Here is a 10,749-nt window from a genome sequence, read left to right as displayed (position 1 = left end):
TGCACGGGCGACCTGGCGAGGCTTGCCGGCTGTGACCTGATCCTGATGGTCGCCCCGGCCCAGCACCTGCGGGCCGCGCTCACCGCCTTCGCCCCCCACGCCCGGCCGGGCCTGCCGATCGTACTGTGCGCCAAGGGTGTGGAGCAGGGCTCGCTGAAGCTGATGACGGAGGTCCTGGCCGAGACCCTGCCGGACGCCGCTCCCGCCGTCCTGTCAGGCCCCAGCTTCGCCGGCGAGGTGGCCCGCGGCCTGCCCACCGCCGTAACCCTGGCCTGCCCTGACGAGACGCTGGGCCGGGCGCTGTCCGAGGCCCTCGCCCTGCCGGCCTTCCGCCCCTACTACGCCCCGGACATGGTGGGCGCCGAGGTGGGCGGCGCGATCAAGAATGTGCTGGCCATCGCCTGCGGCATTGTCGAGGGCCGGGGCCTGGGGCGTTCGGCCCATGCGGCCCTGATCACCCGGGGCTTTGCGGAGATGACCCGTGTGGCCGTGGCCCTGGGCGGTCAGCCTGAGACCGTGGCCGGCCTCTGTGGCCTGGGCGACCTGGTGCTCACCTGCTCCAGCCCGCAGTCTCGCAATATGAGCGTCGGCCTGGCGCTGGGCGCAGGCCAGACCCTGGACCAGGCCCTGGCCGGCAAGCTCTCGGTGGCCGAGGGCGTGGCGTCTGCGCCCGCCGTGCGCCAACTCGCCGCCAAGCTCGACGTCGAGACCCCAATCTGCGAGGCCGTGGCCGCCATCCTGGCCGGCGAGGTCGAGGTCGATGTCGCCATCGCCAATCTGCTTTCCCGCCCCCTCAAGGACGAGCGTTAAGGACCTGGAATGACCATTTTCGTGCTGATGTGCTTCGACAAGAAGAACGCCCTGTCCGAGCGCATGGCCGTGCGCGAGGCGCATCTGGCCTATATCGGCGAGCATCTGGACCGCGTGAAACTGGCCGGTCCGCTGCTGGACGAGGCCGGGGAGATGGCCGGCTCGCTCATCCTCTACGAGGCCGACAGCCTGGCCGAGGTTCAGGCCTTCAGCGACGCCGATCCCTACAAGTCCGCCGGCGTCTTCGAGCGGGTGGAGATCTCGGCCATGAAGATCACCCGCGGGGCCCTGGCTTGAGCGGCAACCCCGCCAGACCCGCCGCCGGAACTGATCTCTGTGCGCTTGAAGAGATCACCGAGCCCGGCGCCAAGAGCTTCCGGTTCCGGGCCGAGGCGGCCATGTTCGCCGGCGTCGTGGTCCGTGTGGGCGAGGAGATCCGCGGCTATGTGGATAGCTGCCCCCACGCCGGCTGGCCGCTCTCGGCCCTCGACGACCGCTACCTGACGCGGGATCACCGCCACATCCTCTGCGCCGGCCACGGCGCCCTGTTCACGCCGCTCACCGGCGAGTGCGTCGCCGGCCCCTGCTTCGGCGAACGCCTCTCGCCGTGGCCGGTGGAGCTCCGCGACGGCCGGGTGGTGACGGCGTGAGGGCTTCGCCCGCACCTATCCATCGTCATGGTCGGACTTGATCCGACCATCCATGAACACCGGCCCGCCTTCGTGTGCATGGACCCCCGGGTCAAGCCCGGGTGACGGGGTTGGGGGAGGGGCGTTGCGTGCTTCGAGGCTCGCTCTCGCTCGCACCTCAGCATGAGGAGGGGGGGTTGCGGGCGGAGCCTCCCATTCGTCCTCATCCTGAGGCGCCCTGCGCTAGCAGGGCCTCGAAGGACGAGGACGTTCGCCCCTACCCCTCACCCGCCAGCTTGTCGGCCACCCGGCCATGCACGGCTTCGGCCTCCGGGGTCATGATCTCGGCGAAATCGGACATCTCGTAGAAGGGCCGGATCTCGATCTCGCTGGGGCCGGGCATGGGGTTGGGGCAGCGCTTCACCCAGGCCACGGCCTCGTCCATGTCCTTGACCTCCCAGAGCCAGTAGCCAGCCACCACCTCCTTGGTCTCGGCGAAGGGGCCGTCGATCACCGTGCGGCTGTCCCCATCGAAAGCCACGCGCTTGCCGTGCGAGGTGGGCTTGAGGCCGTCGCCCCCCTTCATGATCCCGGCCTCCACCAGGAGCTCATTGTAGCGGCCCATGGCCTCCATCAGGTCGCTGCCGGGCATGATCCCGGCCTCGCTGTCAGCCGTCGCCTTGACGAACACCATCACCCGCATCGTCGTCCTCCTCGGTTCATCTGACCCAAGTGGATGGGGGTCGCTCCGAGGACGCAGGTCGCGGGGACAAGCCGACATCGGAGCGGAGATATTCCCCCTCAGACCTTGGTCATGGAAGCGCCGCCGTCGACGAAGAAGGCCGAACCCGTGACAAAACTGGCCTCGCTAGTGGCCAGGAAAAGAGCCGCGGCGGCGATTTCCTCGGGTTGGGCGATGCGCTTTAGGGCGTGCAGGCTCTCGACAAGCTGAATGGCTTCAGCCGTGGGAGCCACCGAGCGCCCCAGGGGGGTGTCCGCTCCGCCTGAGAGCAAGGCGTTGGCCCGGATGCCCTGCGGGCCGTACTCAGCAGCGATCACCCGCGCAAGCCCCACCAACCCCGCCTTGGCCGCCGCATAGCCGCCCAGACCTGGAAAAGCGCTGGCGTAACCCACAAAGCTAGAGGTGAAGATCAGGGCGCCGCCGCCGGAGGCGAGCATCGCGGGAATCTGCCGGCGGGCGCCCAGGAAGGCGCTGGTCAGGTTGATGTCAATCACACGCCGCCAGTCGGCCGTCCCCATATCCACCAGCGGTCCGACCGGCCCAGTGGCGCCGGCGTTGTTGAAGGCCACATCCAGTCGGCCGAAGGTTTCGAGCGCCCGGACCACGAGGGCGTCAGCGACCGACTCCTCGCTCACATCGCCAGGCACGACCTCGGCGGCCACCCCCTGCGCGGCCAGAGTCGCCGCCAGCGCCTCAAGCGCGGGGGCGCCCCGCGCGTTCAAAACCAGCCGCGCGCCTTCGGCGCCAAATGCCAAGGCCGCAGCCCGTCCGATACCCGAGCTTGCGCCCGTGATGATCGCCACCTTGCCCTCTAGTCGCGCCATACTCTGTCTCCATTGATTGAATGGCTGGGTCCGATGGGGGAGGCATAGGCGCAGAGGAGACTTGGGTCTGGCGCTTCCCGGACCGGCAACATGGCGGCACGATGGGCCCGCCAGACATGCGACCCTTCCTTAACGGCTTGGGGGCTATGCCAGCAGGAGACCTTCGATGGAGCTTTCGTCTTGGCTGATCCGATCCGCGCGCTCGCCACCCTGAACGGCCGCTTTGCGCCGCAGTTCGCCCAGACCATGCTGGGCAAGCCCCGGTCCAGCCAGGATGCGGCCGCCTTCGGCGCCCACTGCCAGACCATGGAGTTTGAGTTCACCACCGAGTGGGCCGACAACAACATCCCCTATGTGGCCCCCCTGCTGCGGGACTTCGCCGCCACCCGGGGCCAGATCCGCTATCTGGAGATCGGCGCCTATGAGGGGCGCAACCTGGCCTTCATGGACTGGCTGCTGCCGGCCAAGCTGGACGTCACGGTCATCGACCCCTGGTTCGACGAGGCCCTGAACCCGGAAGAAAAATACCATGCGGTCGAGCCCCGGTTTCACCGCAACGTGGCCAAGCTCGGCTTCACCGGCCTGACCACCCACAAGGGGTTCTCCACCTATGAGCTGCCCAAGATGCTGGAGCGCGGCGAGCGCTACGACCTGATCTATGTGGACGGCAGCCACACCGCCTGGGCGGTGATGGTGGACCTGGCCTATTGCGCGGCCCTGCTGGAGGTCGGCGGCATGATGGTGCTGGACGACTACTGGCACCACGAGAGCGAGATCGGCGGCCCGGGGGTCAAGCAGGCGGTTGATCGCTTCCACGGAATCTTCCGCCACTATTTCGAGATCAGCGCGGTCTACCGTCAGGTGGCCCTGACCAAGACCGCCGAAATCCCCCGCTAGTCCCGATCCTGCCCAGGCGACGCGCGGCGCCTGTTTTGCCAGCTAGAGGCGCCTGCATCGCTGCGCGCGCCCCAGACTGGGCCATTTCTGGAAAACGTCGTTCCGAATCCGCTGGAAATCGGACGCCGCCAGGCCTATGGGATGCGACGACGGGGGTGGGCGCGTCAGGGAGCTGAGCGTGCTGAAGTTTCGTCGGTTTTTCGACACCGAACATCGTCATCACCATCTGGCGGGGCTGCAGGTCTTCCTGGTCGCCCTGCTGGCGGGCGGCCTGGCCGTGGCCGCGCCCTATATGGGCGGCGAGCGCACCGAACTTCGCCTGGCCCGCCTGACTGACGGCCAGATCGACGCCGCGGCCCTGGAGCGTCTGGCCGGCGCCATGGATCCCGCCATGCGCAGCCTGGCCGACCGCTTCGCCCCCCACGAGATCACGCCCGCCTTCGCCCGGGTCGACCGGGAAACCGGCGTCATGAACGCCCTGGACGGCGGCGCGCCCGAACCGGCCATCCTGCGCCTGCAGGACATGGACGAGGGGCAGGCCCGGATCTGGAACGCGTCCAATCCCACCTCGACCCTGCCCAATCCCGCAGCAAGGCCGTTCCGGATTTCCGGCGGCTCGCTGCACCAGGCCCGCGCGCTGGATTGCCTGGCCGCGACCATCTATTACGAGGCCCGCTATGAGAGCCTGGAGGGCCAGCGGGCCGTGGCCCAGGTGGTGCTGAACCGGGTCCGCCACCCGGCCTATCCCAATTCGGTCTGCGGCGTGGTCTTCCAGGGGTCCAACCGCACCACCGGCTGCCAGTTCACCTTCACCTGCGACGGCGCCCTGGCCCGCCCGCCCGAGGCCCAGGGCTGGGCCCGCTCGCGCCAGATCGCCGAGGCGGCCCTGTCGGGCTATGTGATGAAGACCGTCGGCAACGCCACCCACTATCACGCCAACTATGTGGCCCCCTACTGGAGCCCCAGCCTGATGAAGGTGGCCACCGTCGGCGCCCACATCTTCTATCGCTGGATGGGCGGCTGGGGCCTGCCCGGCGCCTTTGGCGGAGCCTATGGGGGTGACGAGTCCGTTGGCTTTCAGGTTGCGGCCCTCAATCGCCTCTCAGGTCCTGGCCTGGTGGAGTTGGTCACCCTGGCCGACGACATGGAGCCCCTGGCGCCCACCCGCATCGGCGCCCACGGGGCGGGCGACGCCTCGTCTGACGTCCAGGTGGTCGAGATCGCCGCCAGCGAACACGAGATGGTGGCCGAGCCGAGCATGATCGTGACCCAGGCTGAGGGCCTGGTTCCGGCCGAAGACCTGGACTGGGTCGGCCGGGTCAAGCCCCGGGCCCCGCCTCGGCTGGCCATCCCCTCAGGCGGCGCCTTCTAGAACCCGCGCTCCCTATGGGGCTGGAGTCGCCTCGGCGGCGAAGGCGGCCACATCTTCCAGCAGGCCGTCGGCGGCCATTCGCACCAGTTCGCCGCCCTTTTCGGGACTGGCCTGGGCCGGATCAGACCCCATGCGGCCATCAGGATAGCGGGCGCGGAAGTCCAGGGCCTCACGGATCGGTCCGGTCGGCGCGATCTTCGGCGTATAGTCGGCGGTCTTGATGGAATCCGGATAGGCCCACTGGGTCACCGCGATCTCCGAGGGCGTCGCATGGCTGCCGTGGCCGGTGGGGAACTGGCTGTTGGCCAGGCCCAGCACGCCCTTCACCTCCCACCAGTTCTTCAGCTTGCAGGAAAAGCCCCGGGGCTTTCCGGCGAAGCTCGCCTCGGCATAGAGCTCGGAGAAGGCCGCCTCGATGGTGGCCACATTTCCCCCGTGGCCATTGAGGAAATAGAGCTTTTCAAAGCCGTGGGCCGATAGCGAGCGGCACCAGTCGCCTATCGCGGCGATGAAGGTCGAGGGCCGCAGGGAGATGGTGCCCGGGAAGCCCAGATGATGCTGGGCCATGCCGATATTGAAGGTGGGCGCCACCAGGATGTCGCCGCTCTTCTGCGCCTCATGGGCGATGATCTCCGGGCACAGCCAGTCGGTGCCCAGGAGGCCGGTGGGGCCATGCTGCTCATTGGACCCGATGGGGATGACCACCGTCTTCGAGCGGCTGAGGAAGCCTTCGACCTCGGACCAGGTGGACATGTGCAGCAGCATGACGGGGTCTCCGGATCGTGGGGTCAGAGACCCGACATAGGCCCTCGCGCCCGGTGAGGTAAGCCCCCGGCGCGCGCCTCAGATGCCGGCGTACCATTCGTAGCCGCGATCTTCCCAGAAACCGCCCTGGCCGCCGGCGATGTGGGCGAAACTCTCCACCGCCTCGATCCGCATCACATACTTCGCGTGCTTGTAGCCCAGCTGCCGCTCGACCCGCAGGCGAAGGGGCGCCCCGTGCTTCACCGGCAGGGTCTCGCCATTCATCTCGTAGGCCAGGATGGTCTGCTCATGGAAGGCGTCGACCAGGTCGATGCTCTCGTAATAGAGCCCCCGATCACCCGCGGCGAAGGCGTCCAGCCGGTCGGCGCAATGGAAGACGATGTAGCGGGCCTGGGGCTTCAGGCCGGCCTCCTCCAGCAGGGCCGACAGGCGTGCGCCAGTCCACTGGCCGATGCTGCTCCAGCCCTCGACGCAGTCGTGGCGGGTGATCTGGGTTCGCGCCGGGCGCGACCGCAGGTCGTCCAGGCTCAGGGACAGGGGCCGCTCCACCAGGCCTTCGACCTGCAGCCGCCAGTCTGCAAAGCTGTTGGCGAGCAGGTCCTGATAGGCCTGGCCGGCCGGTCGCAGGCTGCCATTGGCCCGGAAGTCCGGAGAGATGTCGGCGGGCGTGAACTCCCGGGCGAGGGCCGCCGGCGACAGGATCAGCCGTTGGGCGGCCATGGTCAGGCCCTCGGCCCGGGCCAGGGTGGCGCGGACCCCGCGGTTGCGGCTGACCTGGTCGCATCCGGCCAGGGTGAGGGAGAGCAGGGCCGAGCCGGCGCCGGTCAGCAGGCCGCGGCGGGGGATGGAGGTCATGAGGGCGTTCCCGGCGGGCGTGGCGGCGCGGCGCCGCCGGTGATCATGGCCCGCAGCTGGCCGATCGGACCGGAGGCGAGGACCATGGCGATATGGACCAGCACGAAGGCCGTCAGGGCCAGGGCGCTGAGGAAGTGGATCGTCCGGGCCGACTGCCGGCCGCCGAACAGCTCGAAGGTCCAGGGCCAGGCGGCGTTGACGCCGGGCGACATGCCCAGGCCGCTCAGCACCATCAACGGCAGGAGCCCGAAGACCACCGCCAGATAGGTGAGCTTTTGCAAGGCGTTGTACCGGCCGTGATGGAAGCGGAGGCGGGCGTGATCCTTGATCTCGTCCCAGAGGCTGCGCGGCGTAAGCTCAGCGCTCTGCGGAAACAGATTGCGGCTGAAATGTCCGCTCGCCAGGCCCCAGGCGAGATAGGCGAGGCCATTTGTCACGAAGAGCCAGGCGAAGAAGAAGTGCCAGCGCCGGCCCTCGGCCAGGGAGCGGTAGCCGGGCAGGGTCGTCCAGGCGGGAAACCCCCGTCGCTCGCCGTTCGACAGGCCAAGCACTCCGGTGGTCTCCACCTTGAGGGCGCCCACCTGGGTGAAGCCCGCCAGACCCGGCCCCTTCGGTTCAGCGGTCATGGCCACCCAGGGCTCGGCGAAGGTCGAAGCGTGGCCCCAGTAGAGGGCCGGATGGGCGTTGAAGATCTGCAGGCCGCTGCCCAGCAGGACCAGCAGCGCCAGCACATTGATCCAGTGGGTCAGCCGCACCGGTAGCCTGTGGCGCGGCGCCGGGGCCTTGGCGTCGTTGTTCTGCGTCTCATCCATGGGACCGCTTTCGACCGGGTTCGATGATCCTACGCTGGTTTTGAGCGCACAGTTGCGGCGGCGCCGTAGGAACGCAGGATACGGCCCAGACGCTGTCCTAGTCGCAACCCCCATTGCAAAGGGAAATCGACATGACCGAAACAGACACCAAGCGTCACACACCGGTGGAAAACCCGCCGCCGGAGTCCCCGGTTCGCAGTCAGGACGAACAGGTTGAGCGGACGGGCCGGGCGCCGGCTGTGACCGGCGAGGCCGAAGGCCTGCCCAAGGATGGCGACGGCTCCAAGCCTGAGTCCTAGTTTGCACGCCTGTGGGAGCGCCGGGGTCTTTCAGGCCCGGGCGCCCGGGCCGTTGGCGTCAGGGACCGGGCGCCCCTAAGGTTCGTCCGACGCCCGGGCGGGCGAAGATGCGTTGGGGGGCCTGATGGGCTGGGACGGTGGAACCGAGATCTGGGTGGGCGGGGTCAACACCTGGGAGTGCGATGAGATGGGCCATCTCAACGTGCGCCACTGGGTCGCCAAGTCCATGGAGGCCCTGGCGGGTCTCGCCGCCGAGCTGGGCATGCCCGACGCCTTTTCCGGCCTGGCCCAATCCACCCTGCTGGTCCGCGAACAGCACATCCGATTCCTGCGGGAGGCCAAGCCGGGCGCCGCCCTGACCGCCCGGGGCGGGGTGGTGGCCATGGGCGAGGACGAGGCCCGGCTGCTGGTGGTCATCCTGCACCCCGATGGGACCCCGGCGGCGACTTTCCAGACCGTGGTGCGTCACGCCACCGCCAAGGATGGTCGAGTGTTCCCCTGGCCCCGACGGGTTCGCGAGGCCGCCGAGCGCCTGCGGGCGGACATTCCCGACTTCGCCGCCGCCCGCTCCATTGAGCTGGGGCCGGTGGAGACCAGCGCCGCCAGTCTCGCCCGGGCCGACGCCATGGGTCTGACGCGGATCGGTCTGGGGGTGATCGGGGCGCCCGATTGCGACGCCTTTGGCCGCATGCGCACCGAGATCGTCATGGGCAAGATTTCCGACGGCATCCTGCACCTGCTGGGCGCCGACCGCGGCCTGGGCGAAGGTCCGGGCTCCGGCGCGCCACGGATCGGCGGCGCAGCCCTGGAATATCGGCTGGTGCATTTCGCATGGCCCCGGGCCGGCGACCGGTTCGAGCTGCGCTCGGCCACAGCCCATGTGGAGGAGCGCTTCCGTCGCCTGCGCCACTGGATGGTGGACCCCCATACGGGCCGCCCCTGGGCCAGCGCCGAAAATGTCGCCGTGGGGTTCGACCTCGACGCCCGCAAGGTGGTGCGCCTCTCACCTGAGGCGGTGGAGGCCCTGCGCCCCACCACCCGGCCCGAGATGGCGCTCTAGCCGCTCACGGCCTCCGCCAGGACCTGACGCACCAGATCCGGGCGTTCCATGGGCAGGAAGTGGCTGGTCCCCGGCACGGTCTCGATCCGGTAGCGGCCGGTGACGGCCAAGAGGTCGAGATGGTCGTCGATCCGGCAGGTGGAGCCCTGCTCGGCCCGCAGGATCCGCACCGGACAGGGGCAGGCCAGGGCCGCGGCCCAGGCCTGGTCGTCATAGACGGCGAAGTTGGACGCCTCCCAGGCCGGCGCGCAGGCCAGCTCCACCGCCCCGTCGTCAGTGTCCACAAAGCCCGCGGCCACATAGTCTTCCAGCTGGTCCAGCGACCAGGTTCTGAAGGCGCCGCGCCCCTGATAGGCGGCCACGGCCGCGGCCCGGCTTTCGAACCGCGCCCGCCGGCGCAGGGCGCCCTGGACCATGGGCGACTGGGCGATATCGCCGGGCGCAACCTCCCCCCACTGCGGCATCAGGACGGGATCAAACAGCACCAGGTTGGCGATCAGGTCCGGCGCCTGGGCGGCGGCCATCAGGCTGGTGGTCGCCCCCATGGAATGGCCCGCCACGGTGACGGGCCCCTGAGCCACATGGGGCAGCAGGGCCAGGAGGTCGTCGCGATAGGCGCCCCAGCCCTGGCGGTTCTCCAGCTCGGTGGGCAGGGCGGTGGCGCCGTGGCCGCGCAGGTCGATGGCCAGGATTCGCAAGGTCGCGGCCAGGGGCTCCAGAATCGTCCGGTAGGTCGCCGCGTTGAACCCATTGGCGTGGCAGAAGACCAGGTCGAAGGCGCGATCGGCGGATCCGAACTCTAGCGCCGCCATCTCACCGCCGCGGCTGGGCAGGGGAAAGCGGCGGACCCGCGGGGCCTGTGCGACCGTTCCATCCATGGGCGGATCCTTCTTTTCGCGCGATGGGTTCTTGGCCTCCATATATCCCGTCTCACCCCTGACCCAAGGAGAGGTTCGCCATGGCCATCGCCACCATCGGCTATGAGGGCAAGACCCAGGCCCAGATGATCGACCAGCTGAAGGCCGCCGGCGTCGAACTGGTGGTGGATGTCCGCGCCGTCGCGGCCTCGCGCCGGCCGGGATTCTCCAAGACAATCCTCGGCGCCAGCCTGGACGAGGCCGGCATCGGCTATGAGCACCTGCGCGGCCTGGGCACGCCCAAGGCGGGGCGGGAGGCCGCCCGGGCCGGACGCACCGACGAGATGCGGGCCATCTTCGAGGCGCACCTGGCCGAGCCCCAGGCTCAGCTTGAGCTGGCCCGGGCCCAGGACCTGGCGGGACGAAAGAAGATCGCCCTGCTCTGCTTCGAGGCCCAGGCCTGTGACTGCCACCGGGCCATTGTGGCCGCGCGACTCTGCGAGGCCCTGGATCAGCCGGTGGAAGATCTCTGAGAGGCCTTGGCTTTCCCCAGCGTCAGGGGGCGATGATGGGCAAACCTCCTAAGAACCGTCCCAGGAACAGCCCATGACCGCCGCCAACGCCAACACCGCGCCGACCGCCGCCATTCCGGCGCTCGGCCCCTGGACCTGTTTCGACGTCGAGATCGAGGCCGGCGTCGCCCACATCAAGCTGAAGCGCCCTGAGGCCTTCAACAGCATGATCCGCGCCTTCTGGAACGAGCTGCCGGTGATCGTCCGCGACATCAATGACAATGTCCGGGCCCGCTGCATCGTCATTTCCTCCAC

14 protein-coding genes and 1 pseudogene are annotated in these 10,749 nt (G+C 69.1%); 9 read left to right on the top strand and 6 right to left on the bottom strand.

What is annotated here, in order from left to right; translation table 11 throughout:
- From Q7V15_RS02635 to Q7V15_RS02625, 3 genes are all read left to right on the top strand, one after another.
- On the top strand, nt 1–810 hold an 810-nt coding region (locus tag Q7V15_RS02635), incomplete at its 5' end, for an NAD(P)H-dependent glycerol-3-phosphate dehydrogenase (RefSeq protein ID WP_304753625.1).
- A gap of 9 nt (nt 811–819) precedes the next feature.
- On the top strand, nt 820–1,107 hold the full coding sequence (locus Q7V15_RS02630; protein ID WP_304753623.1) for a YciI family protein: 288 nt from the start codon (nt 820–822) through the stop codon (nt 1,105–1,107).
- Nucleotides 1,104–1,460: a Rieske (2Fe-2S) protein gene (locus Q7V15_RS02625; RefSeq protein ID WP_304753622.1), complete on the top strand. Its 357-nt coding sequence runs from the start codon at nt 1,104–1,106 to the stop codon at nt 1,458–1,460. The genes Q7V15_RS02630 and Q7V15_RS02625 overlap by 4 nt, the downstream gene beginning before the upstream one ends.
- 256 nt (nt 1,461–1,716) lie before the next feature.
- Here the strand turns inward: Q7V15_RS02625 and Q7V15_RS02620 are convergent, their stop codons facing one another.
- Entirely contained in the window at nt 1,717–2,142 is a 426-nt protein-coding gene (locus tag Q7V15_RS02620) for a YciI family protein (RefSeq protein WP_304753620.1), read from the bottom strand.
- Nucleotides 2,143–2,240: 98 nt separating this feature from the next.
- Nucleotides 2,241–3,005: an SDR family oxidoreductase gene (locus Q7V15_RS02615; RefSeq protein ID WP_304753619.1), complete on the bottom strand. Its 765-nt coding sequence runs from the start codon at nt 3,003–3,005 to the stop codon at nt 2,241–2,243.
- A 180-nt stretch (nt 3,006–3,185) separates the two neighbouring features.
- Here Q7V15_RS02615 and Q7V15_RS02610 point away from each other — a divergent pair, with 180 nt between their 5' ends.
- Both Q7V15_RS02610 and Q7V15_RS02605 read left to right on the top strand, forming a co-directional pair.
- A complete protein-coding gene (locus Q7V15_RS02610) occupies nt 3,186–3,902 on the top strand; it encodes a class I SAM-dependent methyltransferase (protein WP_304753617.1) in 717 nt (238 codons plus the stop codon).
- A 178-nt stretch (nt 3,903–4,080) separates the two neighbouring features.
- A complete protein-coding gene (locus Q7V15_RS02605) occupies nt 4,081–5,274 on the top strand; it encodes a cell wall hydrolase (RefSeq protein WP_304753616.1) in 1,194 nt (397 codons plus the stop codon).
- A gap of 12 nt (nt 5,275–5,286) precedes the next feature.
- On the opposite strand, the gene Q7V15_RS02600 is transcribed toward Q7V15_RS02605, so the two are convergent.
- The 3 genes from Q7V15_RS02600 to Q7V15_RS02590 all read right to left on the bottom strand — a co-directional run bounded on the left by Q7V15_RS02600 (nt 5,287) and on the right by Q7V15_RS02590 (nt 7,706).
- Nucleotides 5,287–6,039 carry a creatininase family protein gene (locus Q7V15_RS02600; RefSeq protein WP_304753614.1) on the bottom strand — a complete coding sequence of 251 codons (753 nt, stop codon included), beginning with the start codon at nt 6,037–6,039 and terminating at the stop codon, nt 5,287–5,289.
- 78 nt (nt 6,040–6,117) lie between these two features.
- Nucleotides 6,118–6,894: a molybdopterin-binding protein gene (locus Q7V15_RS02595; RefSeq protein WP_304753612.1), complete on the bottom strand. Its 777-nt coding sequence runs from the start codon at nt 6,892–6,894 to the stop codon at nt 6,118–6,120.
- Nucleotides 6,891–7,706, bottom strand: a complete 816-nt coding sequence (locus Q7V15_RS02590; protein ID WP_304753610.1) for a cytochrome b/b6 domain-containing protein — start codon at nt 7,704–7,706, stop codon at nt 6,891–6,893. The genes Q7V15_RS02595 and Q7V15_RS02590 overlap by 4 nt, the downstream gene beginning before the upstream one ends.
- A 131-nt stretch (nt 7,707–7,837) precedes the next feature.
- On the opposite strand from Q7V15_RS02590, the gene Q7V15_RS02585 reads away from it, so the two are divergent.
- Both Q7V15_RS02585 and Q7V15_RS02580 read left to right on the top strand, forming a co-directional pair.
- The gene (locus Q7V15_RS02585; protein WP_304753608.1) at nt 7,838–8,005 is read left to right on the top strand and encodes a hypothetical protein; all 168 of its coding nucleotides are present in this window, start codon (nt 7,838–7,840) and stop codon (nt 8,003–8,005) included.
- 124 nt (nt 8,006–8,129) lie between these two features.
- On the top strand, nt 8,130–9,065 hold the full coding sequence (locus tag Q7V15_RS02580; RefSeq protein ID WP_304753606.1) for a thioesterase family protein: 936 nt from the start codon (nt 8,130–8,132) through the stop codon (nt 9,063–9,065).
- Here the strand turns inward: Q7V15_RS02580 and Q7V15_RS02575 are convergent.
- A complete protein-coding gene (locus Q7V15_RS02575; protein ID WP_304753605.1) occupies nt 9,062–9,943 on the bottom strand; it encodes an alpha/beta fold hydrolase in 882 nt (293 codons plus the stop codon). The genes Q7V15_RS02580 and Q7V15_RS02575 overlap by 4 nt on opposite strands.
- Before the next feature lie 80 nt (nt 9,944–10,023).
- Between Q7V15_RS02575 and Q7V15_RS02570 the strand changes: the two genes are divergently transcribed.
- Together Q7V15_RS02570 and Q7V15_RS02565 are read left to right on the top strand one after the other, a co-directional pair.
- Nucleotides 10,024–10,455, top strand: coding sequence for a DUF488 family protein (locus Q7V15_RS02570; protein WP_304753603.1), 432 nt, complete (start codon nt 10,024–10,026; stop codon nt 10,453–10,455).
- A gap of 73 nt (nt 10,456–10,528) precedes the next feature.
- Nucleotides 10,529–10,749 (top strand): annotated as a pseudogene (locus Q7V15_RS02565) (hypothetical protein); the annotation flags it as partial.

It is taken from the genome of Phenylobacterium sp., from assembly GCF_030651755.1.
Taxonomy (GTDB): Bacteria; Pseudomonadota; Alphaproteobacteria; order Caulobacterales; family Caulobacteraceae; genus Phenylobacterium.
Note: the sequence above shows the minus strand (reverse complement) of the source record. Positions and strands in the feature narration are given on the sequence as shown.